Source organism: Kluyvera ascorbata ATCC 33433 (assembly GCF_000735365.1).
GTDB lineage: Bacteria > Pseudomonadota > Gammaproteobacteria > Enterobacterales > Enterobacteriaceae > Kluyvera > Kluyvera ascorbata.
Genome location: NZ_JMPL01000059.1, coordinates 1 through 24788 on the forward strand (window position 1 = coordinate 1; position 24788 = coordinate 24788).

The window sequence follows — 24788 nt, forward strand, 5'->3', positions numbered from 1 at the left end:
CTCAGTGCCAGTGCAACTTATATGGCTAGCACAAGAAGAGAGCGCAACGGGTGATTAATCTAAATATATCTCCCCCTTCGCCACCAGACTAATTCAGCAAACTCACCACCACACTTCAGCCTGAACCCCAGCCATAAACTCATTTTTGCTGTTGTCGTTAAACCGGAACTGCGACAACTCATTATCAATGATGTTGATATAGGTCCCGTAGAAACGGATTTCCGGACGCGAACCCAGCAAACTTTCCCCAACTTTGAGAGCATGATAAAGCGTCGTTTTATACGCTGACTCTTTCAGATCCTGCCCCTGCTGGGTGGTGTTCTTCTGGGCAAACCAGCCCAGCTCGACGCCCGTCTGGTTCCAGGTATCCCAAATCCACGCCGGACGGATAACCGCGCGTAAGCTATTAAAGTCGCTACGCGCCCCGCTTTCATAGCTATAGACATCTTCCCCGTGCGACCAGACCAGCGCATTCGCCATGATGATGCGGTCAGCCAGATACATCTCCCCCTGTGAAATTAAACGCCAGGCTACGCCGTTGGTATGATCGCCGTAGTAATAACGCCCCTGCGCCATTGAGTTGCTGGCACCGGAGAAGTTGGAGAAACTGCTGGCGTAGGAGTTATTTGCCACCTGCAGGGTAAATTCATTAAACCCTTTGCGGTCAAGCTCCTGGCGGACAATCGCCGTCGCCATCCAGGTATCCTTCATCTCAAAATAGCTGTTGTTGCTCTCGTTACGCTTCTGGTCATCGGTTTTATTCGCAAAGGCATATTTGCCCATTAACGACAGCGAACCATCCTGCCACAGCGGAATATTACGATAACGGAGATCCACCAAGTTGGTGTTCATTTGGGTGGTGTTATTAAAGTCACGCGAGTAAACGTCTACGTCGTTGCGGCTTAACGAGGCATCAAGCTGACCTACCCCCAGATTCCAGTTCTGAATACCCACCGCCGCCGCCACGTCGGTGGTGAGCGATTTCCAGTCCAGCATCTGGATTTCGTATTCCGGTAGCTTATGCTTACCAACCCAGAAATCGGCTTCGCGAGCAAACGGCAGGAAGCCTTTGGTGGTCAGGAAAATGTCGCTGAACTGCATGATGTTTTCGTTATCGCTGTCGCCAAACCAGGCATCGTTATACTGCTCTCCCACATTACCGTCGTAGGTCACGATGGCGTTCGCCGTTTTCCCGTCCTGGTTGTAAACCCGCTGATTAAGAGTCAGGTCAAACCAGCCACTCATTTCGTTACCGAAACGACCGAGCGAACCTGCGGCATAGGTTTGCGTCGAACCGTGATTAGAGGTTCCCCAACCGGATCGGAAATAGCCTTCATAGCTGAAGCCAATATCCTCTTTAACAAATTTACTGATGTCCTTCATGGTGACACTTTCCACCGTCGGCTTCTTACCTTCGGTATTAATCATCGCCACCTGTTGAGTCGCTTTCACCTCTGGCTTAGGCGCGTGTTTAACTTTTTCGCTATTCTCATTTTCAATATTTTCCGCCACCGGTGATTGTGCCGTCACGTTGGCAGCCATGACGTTACGCTGCTCATTCTCTTGAATACTTTTTTGCAGCGTCGCGACTCTATCTTTATAATTCGATAATTCTGACTGCGTTTGTTTTAATGCCGTTTTATTTGCAGATAATTCCGCCTCGAGCATTTCAAGACGTTGTTCAACAGTTAATTTCGCTGCTATCACATCAAGTGGAGATAATGCGGCCAGGATAGATAAGGACAATAAGCTAACCTTCAATATACTTGAATTCATAGGGCACCCTTAAAATATAATTATAATATTACCTTCAGCCATTACTGACTGAAGGTGAAATGCTAATACAGAGGATGGTTTAAGTAATCCGTCTTTCCGCGAGGGAAATATGCTTTGAGGAATTACGAATTCTGTTCCGCAGCGGCCGACATATTCACTTTGTTGGCGGCAATCACGAACGGCAGGTAGATTAACGTTGCGACGACCAGACACAGTATGCCGACGAACAGCGCCATCCAGTTACCACCGGTACCAAAGAAGGCAATAAGCGGCCCAGGCGTGGTCCACGGCACCGCGTAGGCAATCGGTGGGATGATTTCCAGGGTAATAAAGAAGTAGCCAATCAGTGAGTTAATAAACGGCACCAGAATAAACGGAATCACCAGAATCGGATTCAGTACGATAGGCAGGCCGAACATCACCGGCTCATTGATGTTAAACAGGCCAGGCACAAAGGCCATTTTGGCGAGATCGCGGTAGTCCTTGCGGCGAGAGGCAATAAAGATAGCCAGCAGCAAGCCCAGCGTCATCCCGGAGCCGCCGCAGTTGGCAAAGGCGTCGTTAATACCCGTCCAGGTAATCGGATACGGCGCACCCCAGGTGGAACCATGAGAGGCGGCATAGGAAAGGTTTTCCAGATTCGCTTCCGAGAAGATAGTCTCACGAATCGCCGCCACGGTGTTCGGCCCATGAATACCGAGGATCCACAGGAAGTTCGCCACCAGCCCCAGAATCAGTACGGTCACGATGTTGGTGCCCATATCCTTCAGCGGTGCCTGGATCAGGGTGTAGATCAGGTCGTTCAGGCCATTTGGCGAGATTTTAGATAGCAGGTAGTTCAGTACAGAGAAGAAGATCATCACGAAGAAGATCGGCAGCAGCACTTTGAAAGAACGTGCCACAGCAGGCGGCACCGCCGCTGGCATGTTGATGGTGACCTTCGGGTTACGCGCCAGGCGACAGAAAATTTCGCTCGCCAACAAAGCAACGATCACCGCGACGAACAGCCCCTGTGGCCCCAGATATTTGGTGCTCAGATAAGCCTGCCCGTCGATAATCGTATACGGGGTATAGACCACGAAGAACGCGCCAATCGCGGTCAGGCCGCACAGCAGGTCATCCTGCTGATAGCTTATCGCCATGTTACGCGCCACGAGGAAGGTAATCAGCACCGCCATGATATTGACCGAGCCGTTCATCACCGGAGTGAAAATTTGCTGCGCGTCGGCGAGGTTCGGGAATATCGTCCCCAAATGCAGGATACTGGCGATAAAGCCGTCCGGCGAGAGGATCGCGAAGTTAATCAGAATAATTAGTGAGCTAGCCATGACGATTGGGAATGACAAAATAAAGGCATCGCGAATGGCCGAAACGTGGATCTGAGAGTTTAATTTAATGGCTATCGGAACGAGGATTTTCTCCATCCCGCGTTCAAATGAATTCATTAACCCCATAATGGTCCCTTAATTTTCGAATGAAATAAAAAATAATTATTGATTTAATAACTGACGAGCTTGTTCAAACACCGCCTGACCATCCATTTGGCCATAACTTTTCATATCGATGACCGCAACAGGAATTTTCCCCTGTGCAATTGCTTCAATTTCACTCTTTTGAAAACGAACCTGCGGACCTAGCAGCACAACATCTACGGCATTTTTCTTAATTTGTTCTTTAGCTTCAGAAATAGCTAACGCATTAATATTCGCTGGAATATTAACCGCCTCAGCATGTTCGCGCATTCTTTTCACCAGCATGCTCGTCGACATTCCCGCCGCACAGACCAATAATATATTTTGCATCCCCATCTTCCTTTCTCAATAAAATATGCCATTAATTGACGACCACTTTAATAATTGTTAATTTTCGTAACCAGCATTCCGATCACAGTTAACGGTGTCAAAGTTGTTCAACAATTGACTGATAGATGGACGTGTTGGTGTATTATTGCGAAAACGGATTCGTAACCTTTTGTTTAAAAAGGATTTAAGGAGGTTCAAAAGTGATCTACCAGAACGTCATTAATCTGCTTAAAAACAGATTAAATAGCTCGATCTACAATATCGGCGATCTTCTACCGTCGGAAAAAGAGTTGGCAGAGCATTATGATGTTTCGCGCAATACTTTACGCAAAGCGCTAAAAACGCTGGAAGAGGAAGGGATGATTGAACGGCGGCATGGTTCAGGCACCTATTTGCGAAACAAGCATTTTCAAGCCTCCGTGACTCATCTCGATAGCTTTACCGAAATCGCCCGCAACGAGGGTAAAACGCCCACCAGCCAGATACTAAAATTTGAGCTTCAGACGGCTTCTGATGAAATCGCCAATAACCTGCGGGTGATGCACGGCGAACCGGTTTATTACGCCAAACGCCTGCGTTTAATCGACAATATTGCCATGCAGATTGAGGAAACGTGGCTCTCTGCCAGCCGCTTCCCGGACCTGACGATTGCGCATATGAAGAAGTCGAAGTTTGCGTATATTGAGAATGAATGCGGAGTAAAAATTCTTGGCTGCTACGAGTCTATTCAACCCATTCTGCCGTCACCGGATGTCGCCAACCTGCTGCATATCAGCGCGTTAGACCCGATTATTCGAATGCAAACACAGGCTATTGATGAACAGTCAAACCCTATCGATTACTCGATTCTGTACACCAATATGTTTGAATTTCAGGTGAAGTACTTCCTGCCACGTAAAGCGGTTGCCGGCTCCCAGACGCGCAGAGCCGGGCAAGAACGATTACTTACGGAATGACCACAGGGTGACCACTATCCCCAGTACAGCGGAAATGGCTCCGCCGAGGAAGACGGACGGATAACCGAACGAAGTTGCCAGCATCCCCGCCAGCGGCCCGGATACGCCCAGTGCGATATCCTGGAACGCGGCGTAGCCGCCCAACGCCGTACCACGAACCTGCTGCGGTACTCGCTTGACCACTTCCACGCCAAGTGCCGGGAAAATCAGCGAGCAGCCAGCGCCGGTCAGCGCCGCGCCGGAAAGCGCCACCCATGCGCTCGGTGCCTGCCATAGCAGCAACAGACCCACCGTTTCGACTAACAGGGAAACCACCGCAACCTTAACGCCCCCGAAGCGGTCCGGCATCCAGCCAAACAGAATACGCACCAGCACGAAAGTGCCGCCGAATGCCGTCAACGTAAAGCCAGCCATCGACCAGCCTTTGCTCATAAAGTAGAGCGAGACAAATGTGCCAATCACCGCAAAGCCCACGCCCTGTAGCGCTAGCCCCATCCCCGCCTTCCAGATAAGCCCAATCACGCTGAACAGCGACGGGCGCTCCCCCGCCATGGCGGCGACTTTACGCACCGAACCGTTAAAGGCCCAGGCCAGCAGCGGCAACGCCATGGTGACCCCGGCCAGCACGGCAAAACCGTAGCGAGCGTTGATAAATAGACCCAGCGGTGCGCCCGCGGCCAGTGCACCAAAAATAGCCATGCCGTTCCAGGACATCACTTTGCCGGACTGCTTCGGCCCCACCAGCCCCATGCCCCAGGTCAGGGTGCCGGTTAACAGCTGGCTTTCGCCAAAGCCCAGAATCAAGCGCCCGACGATAAGCAGGCCAAATTTGACCATCGCATCCACCGGCAGCAGCGCCGCACCAAGCCAGGCAGCGCCGGCAAACGCGCAGGCGGCCATGCCCTGCAATGCCGAACGCTTACCACCATACTGGTCCGCCAGGCGCCCGGCATAGCCGCGCGTCAGCACGGTCGCAAAGAACTGAATGCCCACGGCGATACCCACCATGGTGTTGCCGTAGCCCAGCTCCTGGTGCACAAATAGCGGAATGACCGGCAGCGGAATACCGACGGTTAAATAGGTCAGAAACACCGCAAAAGCGATACGAAATAACGACCCGTTCGAGGAAGATGTTGATTCAGTTTGAGTTACTGCTGTCATGCTTTACTCCAGAAAATGAGTAAGGCGAGGTGCTATAGCCACGCCCCCTCTACCTGTGAATCAGGATTAAGGTGCGTTGGTTGACGTTGAACGCTTACGCATTATCGTGATGATAATGTTGAGCCAGGAGTTTGCCTGTTATTTCAGGCGATTGTCAACGCATAAAAAAAGGAGCCCACGGGCTCCTTTTTCTCACCAACTGTAAAAATTACAGCTTACGCATGACCAGCGTGGCGTTGGTGCCGCCGAAACCGAAGCTGTTGGACATGACGGTAGTCAGTTCACGCTCGGTTGGTTCAGTCACGATGTTCAGGCCAGCAGCCTGCTCGTCCATCTCGTCGATGTTGATGCTTGGAGCGATAAAGCCGTGTTCCAGCATCAGCAGAGAGTAGATAGCTTCCTGTACGCCAGCAGCGCCCAGAGAGTGACCGGTCATTGCTTTAGTTGCGGAGATTGCCGGGCTGTTGTCGCCGAACACTTCCTGAATGGCGCCCAGTTCTTTCACGTCGCCTACCGGAGTAGAAGTACCGTGGGAGTTCAGGTAGTCGATTGGGGTATCAACGCCGTGCATCGCCATCTTCATGCAACGCACTGCACCTTCACCGGATGGGGCAACCATATCTGCGCCATCGGAGGTTGCGCCGTAGCCAACGATTTCTGCATAGATATGCGCACCGCGAGCCAGAGCGTGTTCCAGTTCTTCAACCACAACCATACCGCCGCCGCCAGCGATGATGAAACCATCACGGTGTGCGTCATAGGTACGGGATGCTTTTTCTGGAGTGTCGTTGTACTTGGTGGACAGTGCGCCCATTGCATCGAACTCACAGGCCATTTCCCAGCCCAGCTCTTCGCCGCCGCCAGCAAAAACGATGTCCTGTTTGCCCAACTGAATCTGCTCTACCGCGTTACCAATGCAGTGTGCTGAGGTCGCACATGCGGAGCTGATGGAGTAGTTGACACCGTGAATTTTGAACGGTGTTGCGAGGCACGCGGAAACCGCAGAACCCATCGCTTTGGTCACAACGTATGGACCAACCGCTTTCAGGCCACGCGGGCTACGCATTGCGTCAGCACCGAATACCTGAGCTTTAGAAGAACCACCGGAGCCGGCAATCAGGCCTACGCGCGGGTTGTTCTGATAATCTTCTGCTTTCAGGCCAGAGTCTTCAACCGCCTGCTGCATGGAGAGATAAGCGTAGATAGAGGCATCGTTCATGAAACGGACCACTTTGCGGTCGATAAGACCGGTGGTGTCCAGTTTGACGTTACCCCATACGTGGCTACGCATACCAGAATCTTTGAACTCTTGAGAGAAAGTGATCCCCGAGCGTCCTTCACGCAGAGATGCCAGGACTTCCTGCTGGTTGCTACCGATGCTGGAAACGATACCCAGGCCAGTAATCACTGCACGTTTCATTCAATACCTCTGTAAGTCATCACTATTTTAAAGTTTCGAGTCGCAAGATAGCGTACACTTGTACGCCGAACAAGTCCGATCAGCAATTTTATGCAGAAATTTGCGCCTTCGAGCCCGCATCGTTAAGATCCTCAGACTCCTTGCCGCACGAGTAACTTACGTGAAACATAACACCATACAATCTGCCAACCTCGAATTTAACAGTGAGGGTACACCTGTTTCCCGAGATTTCGACGATGTCTACTTCTCTAATGACAACGGTCTGGAAGAAACTCGCTACGTCTTTCTCGGTGGTAACCAGTTGGATGAACGCTTTCCAACCCACCCCCGCCCGCTGTTTGTCGTGGCAGAAAGTGGTTTTGGTACCGGCCTCAATTTCCTGACGCTATGGCAGGCGTTTGACGCCTTTCGCCGCCAGCATCCTGACGCTACGCTACAAAGATTACATTTCGTCAGTTTTGAAAAATTTCCGCTGAAGGCTGACGACCTACGCCTGGCGCATCAGCACTGGCCGGAGCTGGCACCCTGGGCCGAACAGCTTCAAGCGCAGTGGCCGCTGCCGCTGGCAGGCTGTCACCGTTTGCTGCTTGATGAGGGGCGCGTTACGCTGGATTTGTGGTTTGGCGATATCAATGAACTGACCGATAAGCTTGATGATACGTTTAACCAGCAGGTTGATGCCTGGTTCCTTGATGGCTTCGCTCCCGCCAAAAATCCGGACATGTGGACCCCGGCGCTTTTTGCCGCAATGGCGCGAACAGCCAGACCAGGCGGCACGCTCGCCACCTTCACCTCGGCAGGATTTGTCCGCCGTGGCTTGCAGGAAGCTGGGTTCACCATGCATAAGACCAAAGGCTTTGGCCGCAAACGTGAAATGTTGACCGGCGAAATGACCACCGCACAACCCAACGTGAAGCGTACGCCGTGGTTTGCACGTACAGCTAGCGAGACGCGTGAAGTGGCGATCGTCGGCGGCGGCATCGCCAGCGCCCTGCTTTCTCTCGCTCTGCTGCGTCGTGGCTGGGCAGTGACGCTCTATTGTGCCGATGAAGCCCCTGCTCATGGCGCATCAGGCAATCGCCAGGGCGCGCTCTATCCCCTGTTAAGCGCCCATGATGCCGCGCTGGCACAGTTCTTCCCGGCGGCGTTTCTCTACGCCCGACGATTCTACGGCACACTGCCCGTGGCGTTTGATCACCAGTGGTGCGGAGTGACTCAGCTTGGCTTTGATGAGAAAAGCGCGGAGAAAATCGCCAATATGCTGGCAATGGTTCTGCCTGCCGAGGTGGCCCATGCGGCGACAGCTGAGGAAGTACTTGCCAGCGTAGGATTGAACACCGGCTGTGGTGGTATTCAATACCCACTGGGCGGCTGGCTGTGCCCGGCGCAGTTGACTACCGGGGCGTTTGAGCTGGCACGCCAACAGGGTCTTCAGACGCACTGGGGGAAAAAGTTGACGGCTCTCACTCGTGATGTCGCGGGCTGGCAGCTCAGCTTTACCGATGGGCAAACGGCCTCGTCACCTGCCGTGGTACTGGCAACCGGGCATAATATCAATCAGCTAGTCCAGACAGAGGCGCTGCCGGTGTATGCCGTCGGTGGTCAGGTCAGCCATATCCCCACCAGCGAACACCTGACAAACCTACTCCAGGTGCTGTGTTATGACGGATATTTAACGCCGAAAAATCCCAATAACCAGCAGCACTGTATCGGCGCAAGCTACCATCGCGGGCAGCGCGACATGGTGTTTAACGAGGAAGACCAACGGCATAACCGTCAGCGACTGATTGACTGTTTCCCACAGCAAGACTGGGTGCAAGAAGTGGACGTTAGCGCCAATGAAGCCCGCTGCGGCGTACGTTGTGCCACGCGCGATCATCTGCCGATGGTGGGTAACGTTCCGGATTATGCCGCCACGCTTACGGAATACGCGACGCTTAATGAAGATCCACAAGCGGCGGCTTCTGCGCCGTACTATCAGGATCTTTTTATGCTGGGTGGACTGGGGTCTCGAGGGCTGTGTACGGCACCGTTAACGGCGGAAGTGCTTGCGGCACAGATGAGCGATGAACCGCTGCCGCTGGATGCACAAACGCTGGCGGCGCTCAATCCAAATCGGCTATGGGTAAGAAAACTGCTCAAGGGAAAAGCGGTAAAATGAACAAGGCCATTGCTCAGTAGCAAACGGTAGGCCGGATAAGGCGTTTACGCCGCCATCCGGCAATCGGCAGAGGCCGCCGGATGGCGCTGCGCTTATCCGGCCTACAATATCCCGCATCAGGCAATTGCCCGGCAGCGATACCGGGCAATAGCACTTAGTGGGAGGCCTGCTGGTATAAGTTATCCCACATCTCTTTCACCAGCGCCTGGTCGCGCGGGGAGAGTTCACCGGCGCTGATAGCGGTTTCCAGGCTCTGAGTTACATTGCGATACAGCGCATCAGCGTTATGGACTTCACCTTCATCCAGGTCAGCCACAGCCAACGTTAAATGGCCACGCAGATAACCGCTGGCAAACAGCTCATCATCACTGGCGTGCTCCACCATGTCATCAATTAACGCCAGAATGCGTGCTTCAAACTCCGCGATCATCTTCTTTCCTCTTTCGGTAACATGGCGTTAGAGATCTTCCGGCCATGGAAATTGTTCCGCCGTTAGAGCCGGCGTATGGTAATAATTCTGTAGCGCTTCGATAAACTTAGCCGGACGCGGCGGAATACCTTCTGCAAGATAGGTCATCACCTGCGCGTGTACGCGTCGCTGGAATACGATCCGGTCCGGTTCAAAGTCACCTTCCAGGTTGTCGCAGCTGACGTTAAACGGGAAGCCCGCCGCCACGCAGAACAACCAGTCGAAAGCCTGCGGCTTCACTTCAACGTCTTCAAACTGGCCCTGGGTTTTAGCGTCACGCCCATCCGGGCAGTACCAGTAACCAAAATCAACCTGCTCACGCCTGGCCTTTCCGGCGATGCACCAGTGAGAAATTTCATGCAGCGCGCTGGCAAAAAAGCCGTGTGCGAAAACGATGCGGTTATAAGGCACCTCAGCATCAGCGGGAAGATAGATGGGTTCGTCGTCGCCTTTAATCAGACGAGTATTAAACTCATCGGCAAAGCAGCCGTCGAAAATTGTCACTAACTGCTGATAATCATGTGTGTTCGTCATTAATTCATCCCTAACCAATGCAAAATTTGCTGTCCATGGCTGTCATACAGCAGCTTCGCGCTCATCACCGCGGAAACCACCACAATCATCGGGCGGATCAGCGTCTGCCCTTTGCTGAGCACTAAACGGGAACCCATGCGCGCGCCGAAAAACTGCCCGACCATCATGACGAATCCGGTTGCCCAGATAACTTTGCCGCCGATAATAAACAGCAGCAGCCCGCCCACGTTGGAAGTGGCGTTCAACACCTTGGCATGCGCGGTAGATTTAGCAAGGTTAAAGCCCATCAGCGTCACAAACGCTAACGCGTAGAACGAACCGGCGCCGGGGCCAAAAAAGCCGTCATAAAAGCCAACGCAGCCACCGGCTACCAGCGCAAACGGCAGGCCGTGCAGACGTCGTTGACGGTCCTCTTCGCCGAGTTTTGGCATCAGCAGGAAATAGAGGCCAATACCAATCACCAGCAGCGGCAGAATCTGGCGTAGGATCTCTGACTGCACGTGCTGTACCAATAGCGCGCCGGTCATCGAGCCGATAAAGGTCATCAGGATATTGAGTTTTTGATCCGCGAGATTCACTACTTTGCGGCGAACAAAATAGAGTGAGGCGGATAACGAGCCACCGCAGGCTTGTAGCTTGTTGGTCGCCAGCGCCTGTGCCGGTGGCATACCCGCGGCCATCAGCGCCGGAACGGTGAGCAAACCACCGCCGCCCGCCAATGAATCAATAAAACCCGCCAGAATCGCGGTAAAGAAAAGGACCACCAGCATCAGTGGTTCAACCATAAATAACGCGGAGAAGCTGTCCATTAGAGTACGTGTTCGTCCAGTAGCGCCTGGCAGGAAGGCGGCAACGGAGGAGGCGTCTTCTTCACAGGTTTAGTGGTGCCAGGTTTTGGCGGTTCAAACCAGCTTTGCAGTTCTGCGCCGCAGCCGTCTCCAGTCGGAGGCGGTGCCTGCTCCTCACATTCGAGGCTATTCGCCGGGCACTTCAGGCGCACGTGCATATGCGCACGATGCTGGAACCACGGGCGAACTTTATGCAGCCAGTCACGGTCGTTACCCGCGTCGAGGCAAAGCTGCTGTTTAATCGCTGGGTTAACAAAAATGCGCGTCACTTCCGGGTCTTCGGCGGCGAGCTTAATCAGCTGACCAATTTCCGGCTTCCACAGTGTTGGAACGACGCGTTTGCCATCCGCGCTGACTAAATCCAGCGCCTGGGGTTTCAGCAACTGAGCCGAACTCCAACGCGCTTTCGGTAGCTGCAGGAAAATATCGACATCCAGACCACTCTGGTGGCTGGCGTGTCCACCGTTAAAGCGTCCGCCAGCAGGCATCCCCATATCACCAATCAGCATCGTGCCCATACCATGCTGCTGCACCTGGCTACCCAGACGCTGGATAAACTGCACCAGCTCCGGATGACCAAAGTAGCGGCGCTGGTCGGTACGCATCACCTGATAGGTTTCAGACTGCAACGGGAGTGCCTGCGCGCCCACGATACAGCCGTTTGCAAACGCGCCAATAGACTGGGCGCTGCCGCTGATGGGTTGAGTGATTTTCTGCCACGGCGTTGCTGCCAACGCCGTGCCGCTGACCGCCAGGGCCAGCAGCGCAATAACGGTTTTTTTCATGTTTACCAGCGTGAAATAGACGTCGTCACATCGGCATTTTGCGCGCGTTGACGCATGAAGTGATCCATCAGCACAATTGCCAGCATCGCTTCGGCAATCGGCACCGCGCGGATACCCACGCAAGGGTCGTGACGACCTTTGGTGATCATCTCCACTTCTTCGCCAAAGCGGTTCAGCGTTTTGCCCGGTACGGTAATACTGGAAGTCGGCTTCAGCGCAATGTTGGCCACGATTTGCTGACCACTGCTGATACCGCCCAGAATGCCGCCCGCGTGGTTGCTCTGGAAACCGGCTTTGGTGATTTCATCGCGGTTTTCGCTGCCGCGCAGTTTTACCACCTCAAAGCCATCGCCAATCTCCACGCCTTTCACCGCATTGATGCTCATCAGCGCGTGGGCGATATCCGCATCCAGACGGTCGAACACCGGTTCACCGAGGCCAGCAGGAACGCCATCAGCCACCACGGTGACCTTCGCACCAATGGAATCGCCCTCTTTCTTGAGGCCGCGCATCAGTTCATCCAGCGCCTCGATTTTGTCCGGATCCGGGCAGAAGAATGGGTTCTGCTCGACCTGTTCCCAATCTTTGATCGCCAGCGGAATATCGCCCATCTGGGTCAGACAACCGCGAATAACGATACCGAACTTCGCCGCGAGGAATTTTTTGGCAATCGCCCCAGCCGCTACGCGCATCGCTGTTTCACGCGCAGAAGAACGACCGCCGCCACGATAGTCGCGCAGGCCGTATTTCTGTTCGTAGGTGTAGTCTGCGTGTCCCGGACGGAAGACGTCTTTAATTGCGCCGTAATCCTGGGAACGCTGATCGGTGTTTTCAATCAGCAGACCGATGCTGGTACCGGTGGTCACCCCTTCGAACACGCCGGAGAGGATTTTCACCTGGTCCGGTTCGCGACGTTGGGTGGTGTAACGCGATGTGCCCGGGCGACGACGGTCAAGATCATGTTGCAGGTCCGCTTCGGTTAACGGGATGCCCGGAGGCACGCCGTCAACGATGCAGCCCAGCGCAATACCGTGCGACTCGCCAAAGGTCGTTACACGAAAGAGTTGTCCAATTGTATTTCCTGCCATCACGACTCCGTTATCGTTGTTCTGTTGTTGCGTGCTGGATTATTCAGTCTTTGTACTGTGCGAAGTGATCCTGTGCAGCGACCAACTGCGCTTTGGTCAGCATAAAGACGCCGTCACCGCCGTTATCAAACTCAAGCCAGGTGAACGGAACATCCGGGTATTGGTCCATCAGATGTACCATGCTGTTACCCACTTCACAAATCAGAATACCGTCATCGGTGAGGTAATCCGGCGCACAGCCGAGAATACGACGAGTCAGGTGCAGACCATCAGCACCGGAAGCCAGACCCAGCTCCGGTTCGTGGCGATATTCTGACGGCAGATCGGACATATCTTCTTCATCCACGTACGGCGGGTTGGTGACGATCAGATCGTATTGCAGCTGCGGCGCATCACGGAACAGATCGGAACGGATCGGCGTGACGTTGTGAATCATGCCGTGCTCTTCAATGTTGAACTCGGTGACGGCCAATGCGTCTGGAGAGACGTCAATCGCGTCCACTTCCGCTTCCGGGAAAGCGTAGGCGCAGGCAATCGCAATACAACCGCTGCCGGTGCACATATCAAGAATATGCTCAGGGCGATGATTAATCAGGCCCGCAAAGCGGTTATTAATCAGCTCACCAATTGGCGAACGCGGCACCAGTACGCGGTCGTCAACGTAGAATTCGTGACCGCAGAACCAGGCTTTGTTGGTCAGGTAGGCCACCGGAATACGTTCGTTCACGCGACGAATCACGCGTTCAACGATCAGCTGTTTTTCCGTGGTAGTCAGGCGCGCACTGCGCATATCTTCTGGAATATCCAGCGGCAGATAGAGCGTAGGCAGTACCAGCTGCACCGCTTCATCCCATGGGTTATCGGTGCCGTGACCGTACCAGATCTCGGCCGCGCTAAAGCGGCTTACCGCCCAGCGGAGCATGTCCTGAATGGTATGCAGCTCATTGACTGCTTCATCAACAAAAATCTTATCCACATTGTCCTCCAGGGGCATGCGTCGGGGTAAATTCGGCGGCTAGTTTGCCATGAAGGCGGCGATAAATCAGCATTCTTGCGTAGGCCGCGGGGAAAAAAGCGTTTTCGCTGCAGGGAGCGGCGTGAAAAGGTAAACTAGGGGAAAAGATGAATTGAGAAGAATCAATGAAAAACAAAAACGCTTTGAGCGAGGAGGATCAGGCACTCTTCCAGCAGCTCATGACGGGCACGCGTAAAATTAAGCAGGACACTATCGTTCATCGTCCCGTACGAAAAAAAATCAGCGAAGTGCCGCCAAAGCGTCTGCTCCAGGAGCAGGCCGACAACAGCCACTATTTTTCCGATGAGTTCCAGCCGTTGCTCAACACTAACGGCCCGGTCAAATACGTACGCGAAGACGTCAGCCATTTTGAACTGAAAAAACTGCGCCGCGGTGATTATTCCCCTGAGCTGTTTCTCGACCTGCATGGGTTAACGCAGATGCAGGCCAAGCAGGAGCTGGGCGCGCTCATTGCCGCCTGTCGTCGTGAGCATGTGTTCTGCACCTGCGTGATGCACGGGCACGGCAAACATATTCTGAAGCAGCAAACGCCGCTGTGGCTGGCTCAGCATCCGCACGTGATGGCGTTTCATCAGGCGTCAAAAGAGTACGGCGGAGATGCCGCGTTGCTGGTGCTGATTGAAGTAGAAGAGTGGCTGCCGCCAGAACTGCCCTGACAGACTCCCGGAGTCGGCATGAACGCCTCGTCCGGGCTACAGGAAAAATCGACGTCACCCGGCCATAAGCCGGGTAAAAAGCGATTAAATCGCTTTCGCCATTTTCAGATTACATGGGCTCATTTGCCAGTTCAGGACACCTTGTCCGTTTGCGTCCAGAGTGACGCTGGCAATAGCTGAAGTGGTAAACATTGGCGGAACCTCGCCCGGGCAGAGTTCTGCAACCAGGTAGCCAACCAGCGGCAGGTGAGAGATCACCAGCACCGATGAAACACCTTCATTCGCTAACGCCTGAAGATAGGCACTAACCAGCCCGATATCGCCACACGGAGTGAGCTCAGGCAGGACATCCACCTCTTTTGGCAGGTTTACACACTCCCCCACCACTTCCAGTGTCTGTTCCGCACGCAGATACGGACTCACCAGAACACGATCGATATCCACTTTTTGGTCTTTAAACCAGGTTGCCATCTGACGAGATTCATCACAACCGCAACCGGTAAGAGGACGAACCGAGTCACTGGCTGCATCGAGGGCAGCGTCGCCGTGACGCATAATAAAAACTTGCATATTGCACCGCTTTTGTTGACCAGAAGCACCTGCGTCACCATGACGGTGACGCGGTAGCCGGGCATTGTGCCTTATCCATTCACTGAATGAAACGCTGATTTTTACCTTACTGGCGTAAGTATAGTCAACATCCGTTTACAAAATAACCAAAAACCGCGCGTTTCATCTGGGATCACATTCTTTGACCTCAGTTCGGTAAATCTGTTTCATCACCTGGCCAAAAGGTATCGCTGCGCTCTGCCCGAAGTAAAAGTGCCTCACTTGGGGTGAATCGCGAGCCATACTGCGTAGCCAATCGTTGCAACCGGGCAACTACCTCACCCGCGCCCAGTGAATCCATATAGCGGAGCGGGCCACCGAGGAACGGTGGAAAACCAATGCCAAAGACTGCGCCGATATCGCCGTCACGTGCGCTGCGGATAATACCTTCATCCATGCAGCGTGCCGCTTCATTGAGCATCAGCATAACGCACCGTTCCGCCACCTGTTCTGCGGAGCATTGATTATGCCGAGCCGCCATTCCCGCCAGGGAATAGACCGCGCTATCAACTTGTTTCTTGCTTTTACGCCCTTTCTTCCCATAAAGATAGAAACCGCGACCATTTTTTCTGCCTTTGCGATCGTCATTCAAAATCGCCTGAATCAGACTTGCAGGAGCACTAAAACGTTCGCCGTAAGCGGTTTCAAGAATCGGCAGGATTTTTGTCCCTGTGTCTATTCCTACCTCATCGAGCAACTGAATCGGCCCGACAGGGAAACCAAATTTAACCAGCGCATTATCAATATGTTCGACGCTTTCCCCCTCCACCAGCATGCGCATGGCTTCAGCGATATAGGGCGCGAGGATGCGGTTTACATAGAATCCCGCCTTATCTGCCACCACAATCGGCGTTTTCCCTTGTTTCTTGGCAAGCTTCACCGTGGTGGCAATGGTCTGCTCAGAGGTTCCTGCATGGGGAATCACTTCCACTAGCGGCATTTTTTCAACCGGGCTGAAGAAGTGAAGACCGATAACCTGTTCAGGCCGCTGAGCAAAGGCAGCAATATCGCCAATCGGCAAAGATGAGGTGTTCGAGGCAAAAATGGTGTGAGGTGCGCAATATTGTTCAACCTCGCCAACCATCTTCTGCTTGAGGGCTAAATCTTCAAAAACCGCTTCAATCACCAGGTCACGATGGGCAAAGCCGCGGTAATCTGTACCGCCGGAAATCAGCGCCAACTGGGCGTCGCGCTCCGCCGCTTTCATATGACGGCGACGCACTTTTTGTTCAAGCTGATCCCAGCTGTATTTCAACGCATGGTTAATACCATTGGCATTAATATCTTTAATACGCACCGGCAGTTTGCCTTTTATCGCCGTGACGTAGGCAATCCCTCCGCCCATGAGCCCGCCGCCCAGCACGCCCACAGAACGTAATGGGCCAGGCGCTACGGTAGCGCCGGGATCTTTTTTGATATCGGTGCTGGCAAAGAAAACATTACGCAGCGCTTTTGATTGCGGCGTCATGGCCAACTCGCCGAAGGCGCGTGCTTCAGCCTCATAACCGCTGCTAAGACCCTGCGCCAGACCGGTTTCAACAACCTTTAAAATTTTATCCGTTGCCGGATAGTTACCTTGCGTTTTTTGCGCGGTCTTTTTAGCGGCCATGCTAAACAGTAAATTGCGCCCCAGCGGCCCCGCCAGAATACGTTCGCGAACCGGCAAGCGGCGATGGTCATGGCGCGGCTTGCGCACGTACTCCGCAGCAGCCTCAAGCAAGATTGAGTGCGGAACCACTTCATCCACCAGCCCCGCTTTCAGTGCCTGACGGGCGCGAAGCTGCTTACCGGTGAGGATCATATCCAGCGCCGTACTCACGCCAATTAAACGCGGTAAACGCTGAGTGCCGCCAGACCCCGGTAACAAGCCGAGCTGCACTTCCGGTAGCCCCAGCACTGTCCGCCCATCATCCGAACAGATACGCGCATGACAGGCCAGCGCCAGCTCCAGCCCGCCGCCCAGACAGGCGCCATGAATCGCCGCCACCACGGGGATGGTAAGGCTCTGAATTTCAGCCATTACCTGCTGCCCCTGACGCGCGAGGGACTCCGCTTCCAGGGCGCTCTGACAGCGGCCAATCATGTTGATATCAGCCCCGGCAATAAAGTTATCCGTTTTTGCGGAAATCAGTACTACGCCCAATAAAGCTCTGTTTTCTCTGATTTGCTTAAGGATAGCGCGTACCTGACCGCCAAACTCAGCCTTCAGGGTGTTCATCTTTTCATCGGGTACGTCGATGGTCACTACCGCTACGTTGTCCGGACGCACGGTGAGCGTAAATGCGGATTTAATTTCCATTATTCTGCCTCCAGAACCATTGCCGCACCGAGCCCACCTGCCGCACAGGCGGTCACCAGCCCGAAGCCGCCACCGCAACGACGCAGTTCATTCAGCGTTTGGGTGATCATGCGTGCGCCCGTCGCCGCAAACGGGTGACCGTAAGCGATTGAGCCGCCCAGAACGTTGAATTTGCTTTCGTCAACCTCGCCGGTAGCGTGGCTGCGCCCGAGCACTTCGCGTGCAAATTTTTCACTCGCCAGGCACTGAATGTTGGCCAGCGTTTGCGCCGCGAAGGCTTCATGCATGTCGATAAGCGTAAGGTCGGCGAAGGTCAATCCTGCGCGATCCAGCGCCAGCGGCGTTGACCATGCCGGGCCAAGCAGCATGTCCTGCCAGACATCAATGGCAGTAAACGCGTAGCTACGCAGGTAACCCAACGGCACCAGCCCCAGCTCTTTAGCGCGGGATTCCGTCATCAGGATAACTGCCGCAGCGCCGTCGGTTAACGGCGTACTGTTCGCCGCGGTTACCGTTCCGTGCTGGCGGTCAAATGCTGGACGCAGTTTGGCGTAATCGGCAAGCGTAGAGTTTGCGCGAATATTATTGTCCTGCTCTAGCGGATTACGGTACGGCGGCGAGTAGGCAGTCATGACCTCATCATTCAGTTTCCCTTCCGCCCAGGCCTGGGCTGCCAGTTGATGCGAACGGTTCGCCAGCGCATCCTGCTGCTCACGCGTGATGCCATAGGTTTTCGCCATCTGTTCCGCGGTATCGCCCATCCGCAGCCCGGTGGAATACTCCGCGACTGCAGGAGGTACCGGCATCAGGTCACGCAGACGCAGCCGAGAGAAAAGTTTGAGTTTTTGTCCCAGGGTGCGGGCTTTATTCGCATCTACCAGCGTACGCGCAAGCTTTTTACTCACGCCAATGGGAAGAACCGAGGAAGAGTCAGCACCGCCCGCAATCCCGGCGCGAATCGTCCCCGCCATCAGGCTTTCTGCAACGTTCGCCACCGCCTGAAAGCTGGTCGCGCAGGCACGGCTGACGCTGTAGGCATCGGTATGCACGTTCATGCCGGTGCCCAACACGATTTCACGGGCGATATTGGGTGCAGCAGGCATCTGTACCACCTGACCAAATACCAGCTGTTCGATAACTTCAGGGGAGATTTCGCTACGGGCCAGCATTTCACCCACGACCATTTTACCGAGGTCGACGGCCGGCACGCCGTGAAACGCGGTCGCCTGTCGGGCAAACGGGGTACGTAATCCACTGACTATAGCAATGCGATCGCCCTGACGGGTGATAAGCGGTAACGCCTGACTCATAACTCTCCCCTGTTAACGAAATAAATCTAAGTGGTCTGACCTGATAACAGTTTTAACTAATTTATTACACTTAGCCAATCGGGGAGAGAAAAAATTGAGAGCTAAAACACATTGAGAACAAAAGAAAACGCCCCTGTTACGCAGGTAACAGGGGCGTTATTTAAAGCTGTTGTGCGAAAGGCGCGATTAACGCAGGCCCAGCTGGAAAATCAGCGTTTCGGCTTCGCAGGCGAAGACAAAATCAATATCCAGCTGCACGCCGCCTTCAACGTCTTTGAAATCAGCGGTGATTTTGCACGGTTCAGATTCTACGCTACGCGCTCTTTCTGACAGCGCCGCCAGCGTCTCTTCAGCTTCAGCACGGTTTGCGAACACGCGGCTGTAAGAGGCTGTGCAGTCGGAGTTGTCCATAATGGTACCCACATCCATGCAGCAGCAAACTGGGGTTTCATCAGCACTACATTTGCTCATTGTAGATTTCCTCTGTTTTGTGCACTCAAGGTGCCAGATAAACGATGAGCCTATTTTACGTCCGCCCGCTTTACGCCTCCAGTCGATAATGAGATCTAACCCCTTAAGTGACCGAAATCACAATTAAAAATGATCTAAAACAAATTTGGTGTTTCACACCCTATGACCACCCCCGCATTTTTGCCAACCAGATCTCGTTTTAAACAACATCTTTGAAAAACTTAATAAACAATATTGCAACATACCATCTGGTCAGACCTATACTCTCGTCACTGGTCTGATTTCTCTGTTGTAGTCCAGCCCCTACACTTCGCGCTTCTGTTACTACATGTAACATTGTTTGTATAAAAATAACTCAATGAGGTTATGGTCATGAGCCAGAAAACCCGTTATACGAAGTCTGCTCTTGCTGTCGCAGTGGCACTTGTTTCAACTCAAGCCTGGTCAGCAGGCTTCCAGCTTAATGAATTCTCAGCCTCTGGTCTGGGCCGTGCCTATTCCGGCGAAGGTGCTATCGCAGATGATGCGGGTAATGCTAGCCGTAACCCGGCGCTGATTATGATGTTCGACCGCCCGGAGTTTTCTATCGGTGCAGTATTTATCGATCCGGATGTAAATATTACGGGTAAATCGCCAAATACAGGCAAAAGTACCAATGCTGATAATATTGCGCCTACAGCTTGGGTACCTAACGCGCACTTCGTTATGCCAATTAACGATCAATTTGGTTGGGGTGCTTCGGTAACCTCTAACTATGGTTTGGCGACTGAATTCGATAAAAGCTATGCAGCTGGTATGTATGGTGGCACAACAGACCTACAAACGGTCAATCTTAATCTGAGTGGCGCCTACCGTCTGAGCAGTAACTGGAGTTTCGGACTTGGGTTTGATGCCGTTTATGCCAAAGCGAAAATTGAACGTTATGCCGGCGATTCAAGCCTTAGGTTAAGCCAAGTCCCAGGATCTGGCGTCACTGGTCCTGATTCTCAAATTGCCTATCTGAAGGGTGATGAATGGGGTTATGGCTGGAACGCAGGTATCTTGTATGAGTTGGACAAAAATAACCGCTGGGGCTTTACTTACCGTTCTGAAGTGAAAATCGACTTTGACGGTGATTATAAGAGTTCAATTAACAGCGCATACAATGGAGCATTGCCCCCTGGCACACCTTATGGCACAAGCGGTGGTACCATACCTGGCTCTCTAACCCTGAACCTGCCTGAAATGTGGGAAATCTCCGGTTATAACCGCATCGCACCGCAGTGGGCCATCCACTACAGCATGGCCTATACGAGCTGGAGTCAGTTCCAGGAGCTGAAAGCCACCGGTTCAAACGGCCAGCAGCTCTTCTATAAAGAAGAAGGCTTTAAAGATGCGTACCGCATCGCTCTGGGTACCACCTACTATTACGATAAAAATTGGACCTTCCGTACCGGTATCGCATTTGATGATAGCCCGGTTCCGGCAGATAACCGTTCTATCTCCATTCCGGATCAGGACCGTTTCTGGATTAGCGCCGGTACCACCTACGCCTTTAACGACGACGCATCTCTAGACTTCGGTGCATCCTATATGCACGGACAGGACGTGACGATTCATGAAGGTGACTACACCTTCAAATCCGAAGGTAAAGCCTGGCTGTTCGGTACTAACTTCAACTATCGCTTCTGATAGTTAACCGACATAAAAAAGGGTGAACATCATGTTCACCCTTTTTTTATTGCCGCCGATTCGTTATTCAGAATCGATATCTTTCAGGTCACCCTGAATCGCCTGAGCGTTCGGGTTCTCTTCAGGCTTCAGCTTGCCGCCGTTGGCAATAAAATCATGCTGCTGGAAGTAGGCTTCACGTACCATAATGTACGGGTCGGAAGACTGACGCAGCAGGCCGTCAGAGTCGAGCAGTTGAGCGCGCGTTTCTACCCCTTCCACCACCCACTTACCGATAGACATCGGCCAGGTCAACCAGGAAAGAACCGGGTAGGTAGTATCGGCGAAATCACCGCCGTCTTCACGCAGCGTGAAGCTCCCGTAGAACGGCAATTGTACATACGGGCCATAACCTACGCCATAATGGCCCAGCGTGCTGCCAAAACGGTGCGGCTGAACGCGCTGCAGTTTCGGGTTAGCCATACCGGCCACATCAATAAAGCCCCCCATCCCCAGAATAGTGTTGAGGAAGAAGCGAGTAAAGTGAACCATCCCCTGATACGGATCACCCTGTAAGAAGTAGTTCACCATCGTCGCTGGCTCTTCCAGGTTACTGGTGAAATTGCTCAGGCCATTACGCGCTGGTTGAGGCACGTAGTCACGCCAGGCTACTGCCACTGGACGAACGACATAAGGATCCAGCACGTTGAAGTTGAAGCTGTACATCGTGCGGTTAAAACCTTCGAAGGGGTCTGAACGCCCCTGCTGTTCAGTACCGGAACTCGCACAGCCCACCAGCAGTGTCGTCCCGAGCGCAAGCGCCGACAGGCGAAGCTTCATAAATGTCTCCCTGTTGATTATGGCTATCGCTGATTGCCATCCATGCGGCACGTTTACGTATCCGCCTGTTTAGATGTGAGCGATTGTAACAGCCCATCGGTCGATGTCTATATAGCCAAGTTTTGTTGTTTTTATCATAGCCTGGCAAAGACAAGGCTGTGGGGTGCCACGCCTGACTAAACCAATTAAATCTATGCAGTCATGCCAGTATTTCAGAATAGCGCCAAACCTGCATTGTCTGTAACCCGCTACGCTTAGGCTATACGTGCTTATTCAGGGCCACCGCGATGGACGAAATCAAAAAAGAGACCATGGTTAGCCACCATGATGACCTGGCAGTAGAAAGCGAAGAAAAACAGCAAGGGAAAAAAATAGAAGTAGATGAAGACCGGCTCCCTTCCCGCGCCATGGCGATTCATGAACATATTCGCCAGGAAGGAGAAAAGGAGATGGAACGCGATGCGATGGCATTGCTTTGGTCCGCCATCGCCGCGGGGCTATCGATGGGGGCATCGTTACTCGCAAAAGGTATTTTTCATGTTCAGCTAGACGGCGTGCCCGGCGGTTTTCTTCTTGAGAATCTTGGCTATACCTTCGGTTTTATCATCGTCATTATGGCCCGCCAACAGCTCTTTACCGAAAATACCGTCACCGCCGTACTGCCCGTGATGCAAAAACCAACCCTGGGGAATGTTGGCTTACTGATGAGACTTTGGGGCGTAGTACTTCTTGGGAATATTATCGGCACGGGCATCGCAGCATGGGCATTTGAGTACATGCCTATTTTCGATGAACCGACGCGCGATGCCTTCACCAAAATCGGCATGGACGTGATGAAGAATACCCCGACAGAGATGTTTGCAAACGCCATTATATCAGGGTGGCTGATTGCGACGATGGTCTGGATGTTCCCCTCTGCGGGGGCGGCAAAAATCGTGGTCATTATCCTCATGACGTGGCTTATCGCGCTGGGTGATACCACGCATATTGTTGTCGGTTCAGTCGAAATACTCTATCTGGTATTCAGCGGCACGCTGCACTGGAGTGATTTTATCTGGCCTTTCGCCCTGCCAACCCTTGCAGGCAATATCTGCGGCGGGACGTTTATTTTCGCCCTGATGAGCCATGCACAGATTCGCAATGATATGAGCAATGCGCGTAAGGAAAAAACGCGTTTACAGGCAGAACAGAAAGAAATACAGCAAAAAGGTGAGAAGAATCATCCCTGAGTGGCGACGGTTTGAGCAGTTAAACAACGACATACTTACCCCTGGGGGCAAAAAACGCTATACTCGGCGCCACTTTGTCCCCTTAGTTAAATGGATATAACGAGCCCCTCCTAAGGGCTAGTTGCAGGTTCGATTCCTGCAGGGGACACCATATTTCCCTCCTCAGAAGTCTACTGAACTCAATAAAAACCCTGTATAATCAATAAATACCATCATGCTAGAGCATGTTAATGTCAACAGACATCTACCAACCTCAATGCAAATCAACATGCAACTGGGGGCCTATGTGGGGGCTTATTGTGTTCAATGAAAAGTGAGGCCCCCAGTGCCATTAAATGCACGCCAAGTTGACACCACTAAACCTAAAGAAAAGCCATACAAACTCGCTGATGGTGGCGGACTTTACCTTCAGGTAAACACAAATGGCTCCAAGTACTGGCGTATGAAGTATCGCTTTGCCGGTAAAGAGAAAAAACTATCTTTTGGAACCTATCCAGACGTTTCCCTCTCCGATGCGCGAACCAAACGAGATGAAGCAAGAAAAATACTGGCTAACGGAAGTGATCCTGGCGAAGTCAAAAAAGCTGAACAGCTTGCTAAAAAGCTTGCAGTGGATAATACCTTTGAATCCATTGCCACTGAGTGGCTAAAAGCAAAATCATCAGGTTGGTCAGAAGACTACGCCGACTATGTCAGAAGAATTCTGGAAAATAATATTTATCCCTACTTGGGCTCTCGCCCGATTAAGGATATCAAGCCTCTAGAATTGCTTGCAGCATTACAACGCATAGAGAAAAGAGGCGCGTCAGAACTTGCGAACAAAGTTCGCCAGCGCTGCGGTGAAGTGTTCAGGTATGCCATCGTTACGGGCCGAGCAGAATACAACCCTGCACCAGATCTTGCGAGTGCACTCCATTCTTACGACAGAAAGCACTACCCTTTTTTTATCCGCTTCAGAACTTACGGAATTTTTACAGAAGTTGTCGGGCTATAGTGGGAGCATAATCACCCAGCAAGCATCTATTCTGCTAATGCTGACGGGATTGAGAACCGTTGAGTTGCGAATGGCCGAGTGGGATGAAATTGATTTTGAAAACGCTGTCTGGGAAATTCCTCAGGCACGCATGAAAAAGAAAAGGCCCCATTTAGTGCCCCTCTCACACCAGGCAATTGACGCTCTGCTCAAGGTGAAACAACTTACCGGGAACTATAGATATATTTTCAGCGGCCGAAATGATGTAAATAAACCGATGAGTGAAGCTAGTGTTAATATGGTCCTCAAACGGATTGGGTACGATAAGAAGGCCACCGGACATGGTTTTCGACATACAATGAGCACCATTCTGCATGAAGAAGGATTTAACTCAGCCTGGATTGAAATCCAGCTTGCCCATGTTGATAAAAACAGCATCCGCGGTACATATAACCATGCCATGTATTTGGAGGGACGTAGAGACATGATGCAGTGGTATGCAGATTATCTTGAAAAAGCCGCGAGGGCTGGTACGACCAGCATTCCGTAATCGCTGACATAAAACCAGTCATTTTGTGGCTGGTTTTATCAAAACCATGGTTCTCAATGCATTTTTTTCGATAACTTTCTTTGAGTTCTCATGTTTAAATGCATCAGCTTTTGCTATTCGTAACTCACTCAAAACGCCCTTAATTAACATTACAGACTCATGGTC

At 52.6% G+C, this 24788-nt stretch carries 21 protein-coding genes, 1 tRNA gene and 1 pseudogene; 7 read left to right on the forward strand and 16 right to left on the reverse strand.

Annotation, left to right across the window (positions count from 1 at the left end; all coding sequences use genetic code 11):
- Window positions 1-102 precede the first annotated feature (102 nt).
- The 3 genes from GKAS_RS14375 to GKAS_RS14385 form a co-directional block, all read right to left on the reverse strand.
- Window positions 103-1776 carry a carbohydrate porin gene (locus GKAS_RS14375; RefSeq protein ID WP_035895072.1) on the reverse strand — a complete coding sequence of 558 codons (1674 nt, stop codon included), beginning with the start codon at window positions 1774-1776 and terminating at the stop codon, window positions 103-105.
- Between the two features lie 122 nt (window positions 1777-1898).
- Entirely contained in the window at window positions 1899-3230 is a 1332-nt protein-coding gene (locus tag GKAS_RS14380) for a PTS sugar transporter subunit IIC (protein ID WP_035895074.1), read from the reverse strand.
- A gap of 36 nt (window positions 3231-3266) precedes the next feature.
- Window positions 3267-3578, reverse strand: a complete 312-nt coding sequence (locus GKAS_RS14385) for a PTS sugar transporter subunit IIB (protein WP_035895075.1) — start codon at window positions 3576-3578, stop codon at window positions 3267-3269.
- Window positions 3579-3778: 200 nt separating this feature from the next.
- Between GKAS_RS14385 and GKAS_RS14390 the strand changes: the two genes are divergently transcribed.
- Window positions 3779-4534: a GntR family transcriptional regulator gene (locus GKAS_RS14390; RefSeq protein WP_051910771.1), complete on the forward strand. Its 756-nt coding sequence runs from the start codon at window positions 3779-3781 to the stop codon at window positions 4532-4534.
- On the opposite strand, the gene GKAS_RS14395 is transcribed toward GKAS_RS14390, so the two are convergent.
- On the reverse strand, window positions 4520-5695 hold the full coding sequence (locus GKAS_RS14395) for an MFS transporter (RefSeq protein ID WP_035895076.1): 1176 nt from the start codon (window positions 5693-5695) through the stop codon (window positions 4520-4522). The genes GKAS_RS14390 and GKAS_RS14395 overlap by 15 nt on opposite strands.
- Before the next feature lie 208 nt (window positions 5696-5903).
- Window positions 5904-7115: a beta-ketoacyl-ACP synthase I gene (gene fabB, locus GKAS_RS14400; RefSeq protein ID WP_035895077.1), complete on the reverse strand. Its 1212-nt coding sequence runs from the start codon at window positions 7113-7115 to the stop codon at window positions 5904-5906.
- A 160-nt stretch (window positions 7116-7275) separates the two neighbouring features.
- Here fabB and mnmC point away from each other — a divergent pair, with 160 nt between their 5' ends.
- Window positions 7276-9276 carry a bifunctional tRNA (5-methylaminomethyl-2-thiouridine)(34)-methyltransferase MnmC2/FAD-dependent 5-carboxymethylaminomethyl-2-thiouridine(34) oxidoreductase MnmC1 gene (mnmC, locus tag GKAS_RS14405; RefSeq protein WP_035895078.1) on the forward strand — a complete coding sequence of 667 codons (2001 nt, stop codon included), beginning with the start codon at window positions 7276-7278 and terminating at the stop codon, window positions 9274-9276.
- A 154-nt stretch (window positions 9277-9430) separates the two neighbouring features.
- Here mnmC and GKAS_RS14410 read toward each other — a convergent pair whose 3' ends face one another.
- The 6 genes from GKAS_RS14410 to prmB are packed head-to-tail and all read right to left on the reverse strand — an operon-like array spanning window position 9431 to window position 13976.
- Window positions 9431-9706: a YfcL family protein gene (locus GKAS_RS14410; RefSeq protein WP_035895079.1), complete on the reverse strand. Its 276-nt coding sequence runs from the start codon at window positions 9704-9706 to the stop codon at window positions 9431-9433.
- 27 nt (window positions 9707-9733) lie between these two features.
- Window positions 9734-10279 carry an elongation factor P hydroxylase gene (locus GKAS_RS14415; RefSeq protein WP_035895080.1) on the reverse strand — a complete coding sequence of 182 codons (546 nt, stop codon included), beginning with the start codon at window positions 10277-10279 and terminating at the stop codon, window positions 9734-9736.
- Window positions 10279-11088 carry a sulfite exporter TauE/SafE family protein gene (locus GKAS_RS14420; RefSeq protein ID WP_035895081.1) on the reverse strand — a complete coding sequence of 270 codons (810 nt, stop codon included), beginning with the start codon at window positions 11086-11088 and terminating at the stop codon, window positions 10279-10281. The genes GKAS_RS14415 and GKAS_RS14420 overlap by 1 nt, the downstream gene beginning before the upstream one ends.
- Window positions 11088-11912: a penicillin-insensitive murein endopeptidase gene (gene mepA / locus GKAS_RS14425; RefSeq protein WP_035895082.1), complete on the reverse strand. Its 825-nt coding sequence runs from the start codon at window positions 11910-11912 to the stop codon at window positions 11088-11090. The genes GKAS_RS14420 and mepA overlap by 1 nt, the downstream gene beginning before the upstream one ends.
- Window positions 11913-11914: 2 nt before the next feature.
- Window positions 11915-13000 carry a chorismate synthase gene (gene aroC, locus GKAS_RS14430; RefSeq protein WP_035895083.1) on the reverse strand — a complete coding sequence of 362 codons (1086 nt, stop codon included), beginning with the start codon at window positions 12998-13000 and terminating at the stop codon, window positions 11915-11917.
- Window positions 13001-13043: 43 nt separating this feature from the next.
- Entirely contained in the window at window positions 13044-13976 is a 933-nt protein-coding gene (gene prmB, locus GKAS_RS14435; RefSeq protein ID WP_035895084.1) for a 50S ribosomal protein L3 N(5)-glutamine methyltransferase, read from the reverse strand.
- A 164-nt stretch (window positions 13977-14140) separates the two neighbouring features.
- On the opposite strand from prmB, the gene smrB reads away from it, so the two are divergent.
- On the forward strand, window positions 14141-14692 hold the full coding sequence (gene smrB / locus GKAS_RS14440) for an endonuclease SmrB (RefSeq protein WP_035895085.1): 552 nt from the start codon (window positions 14141-14143) through the stop codon (window positions 14690-14692).
- An 84-nt stretch (window positions 14693-14776) separates the two neighbouring features.
- On the opposite strand, the gene sixA is transcribed toward smrB, so the two are convergent.
- The 4 genes from sixA to GKAS_RS14460 form a co-directional block, all read right to left on the reverse strand.
- Complete coding sequence (gene sixA, locus GKAS_RS14445; RefSeq protein ID WP_035895086.1) at window positions 14777-15262, reverse strand: phosphohistidine phosphatase SixA; 486 nt, start codon at window positions 15260-15262, stop codon at window positions 14777-14779.
- Window positions 15263-15449: 187 nt separating this feature from the next.
- Window positions 15450-17600, reverse strand: a complete 2151-nt coding sequence (gene fadJ / locus GKAS_RS14450) for a fatty acid oxidation complex subunit alpha FadJ (RefSeq protein ID WP_035895087.1) — start codon at window positions 17598-17600, stop codon at window positions 15450-15452.
- Complete coding sequence (gene fadI / locus GKAS_RS14455) at window positions 17600-18910, reverse strand: acetyl-CoA C-acyltransferase FadI (RefSeq protein ID WP_035895088.1); 1311 nt, start codon at window positions 18908-18910, stop codon at window positions 17600-17602. Before fadI ends, fadJ begins: the two co-directional genes overlap by 1 nt.
- Before the next feature lie 186 nt (window positions 18911-19096).
- Window positions 19097-19381, reverse strand: a complete 285-nt coding sequence (locus GKAS_RS14460) for a YfcZ/YiiS family protein (RefSeq protein ID WP_035895090.1) — start codon at window positions 19379-19381, stop codon at window positions 19097-19099.
- A 372-nt stretch (window positions 19382-19753) separates the two neighbouring features.
- On the opposite strand from GKAS_RS14460, the gene fadL reads away from it, so the two are divergent.
- Window positions 19754-21052 carry a long-chain fatty acid transporter FadL gene (fadL, locus tag GKAS_RS14465; RefSeq protein ID WP_035895092.1) on the forward strand — a complete coding sequence of 433 codons (1299 nt, stop codon included), beginning with the start codon at window positions 19754-19756 and terminating at the stop codon, window positions 21050-21052.
- Between the two features lie 63 nt (window positions 21053-21115).
- Here the strand turns inward: fadL and mlaA are convergent, their stop codons facing one another.
- Complete coding sequence (mlaA, locus tag GKAS_RS14470; RefSeq protein WP_035895094.1) at window positions 21116-21871, reverse strand: phospholipid-binding lipoprotein MlaA; 756 nt, start codon at window positions 21869-21871, stop codon at window positions 21116-21118.
- Between the two features lie 311 nt (window positions 21872-22182).
- Between mlaA and GKAS_RS14475 the strand changes: the two genes are divergently transcribed.
- From GKAS_RS14475 to GKAS_RS14485, 3 genes and pseudogenes are all read left to right on the forward strand, one after another.
- Window positions 22183-23100 carry a formate/nitrite transporter family protein gene (locus GKAS_RS14475; RefSeq protein WP_181814573.1) on the forward strand — a complete coding sequence of 306 codons (918 nt, stop codon included), beginning with the start codon at window positions 22183-22185 and terminating at the stop codon, window positions 23098-23100.
- A gap of 76 nt (window positions 23101-23176) precedes the next feature.
- Window positions 23177-23251, forward strand: a tRNA-Arg gene (locus tag GKAS_RS14480).
- A 174-nt stretch (window positions 23252-23425) separates the two neighbouring features.
- Window positions 23426-24623: pseudogene (locus tag GKAS_RS14485) on the forward strand (tyrosine-type recombinase/integrase).
- Window positions 24624-24788 lie beyond the last annotated feature (165 nt).

Excerpts from the sequence above, each read along its gene's own strand:
- GKAS_RS14375 (WP_035895072.1), bottom strand. The coding sequence starts at position 1,776 with ATGAATTCAAGTATATTGAAGGTTAGCTTATTGTCCTTATCTATCCTG.
- GKAS_RS14380 (WP_035895074.1), bottom strand. The coding sequence starts at position 3,230 with ATGGGGTTAATGAATTCATTTGAACGCGGGATGGAGAAAATCCTCGTT.
- GKAS_RS14385 (WP_035895075.1), bottom strand. The coding sequence starts at position 3,578 with ATGCAAAATATATTATTGGTCTGTGCGGCGGGAATGTCGACGAGCATG.
- GKAS_RS14395 (WP_035895076.1), bottom strand. The coding sequence starts at position 5,695 with ATGACAGCAGTAACTCAAACTGAATCAACATCTTCCTCGAACGGGTCG.
- fabB (WP_035895077.1), bottom strand. The coding sequence starts at position 7,115 with ATGAAACGTGCAGTGATTACTGGCCTGGGTATCGTTTCCAGCATCGGT.
- GKAS_RS14410 (WP_035895079.1), bottom strand. The coding sequence starts at position 9,706 with ATGATCGCGGAGTTTGAAGCACGCATTCTGGCGTTAATTGATGACATG.
- GKAS_RS14415 (WP_035895080.1), bottom strand. The coding sequence starts at position 10,279 with ATGACGAACACACATGATTATCAGCAGTTAGTGACAATTTTCGACGGC.
- GKAS_RS14420 (WP_035895081.1), bottom strand. The coding sequence starts at position 11,088 with ATGGACAGCTTCTCCGCGTTATTTATGGTTGAACCACTGATGCTGGTG.
- mepA (WP_035895082.1), bottom strand. The coding sequence starts at position 11,912 with ATGAAAAAAACCGTTATTGCGCTGCTGGCCCTGGCGGTCAGCGGCACG.
- aroC (WP_035895083.1), bottom strand. The coding sequence starts at position 13,000 with ATGGCAGGAAATACAATTGGACAACTCTTTCGTGTAACGACCTTTGGC.
- smrB (WP_035895085.1), top strand. The coding sequence starts at position 14,141 with ATGAAAAACAAAAACGCTTTGAGCGAGGAGGATCAGGCACTCTTCCAG.
- sixA (WP_035895086.1), bottom strand. The coding sequence starts at position 15,262 with ATGCAAGTTTTTATTATGCGTCACGGCGACGCTGCCCTCGATGCAGCC.
- fadJ (WP_035895087.1), bottom strand. The coding sequence starts at position 17,600 with ATGGAAATTAAATCCGCATTTACGCTCACCGTGCGTCCGGACAACGTA.
- fadI (WP_035895088.1), bottom strand. The coding sequence starts at position 18,910 with ATGAGTCAGGCGTTACCGCTTATCACCCGTCAGGGCGATCGCATTGCT.
- GKAS_RS14460 (WP_035895090.1), bottom strand. The coding sequence starts at position 19,381 with ATGAGCAAATGTAGTGCTGATGAAACCCCAGTTTGCTGCTGCATGGAT.
- fadL (WP_035895092.1), top strand. The coding sequence starts at position 19,754 with ATGAGCCAGAAAACCCGTTATACGAAGTCTGCTCTTGCTGTCGCAGTG.
- mlaA (WP_035895094.1), bottom strand. The coding sequence starts at position 21,871 with ATGAAGCTTCGCCTGTCGGCGCTTGCGCTCGGGACGACACTGCTGGTG.
- GKAS_RS14475 (WP_181814573.1), top strand. The coding sequence starts at position 22,183 with ATGGTTAGCCACCATGATGACCTGGCAGTAGAAAGCGAAGAAAAACAG.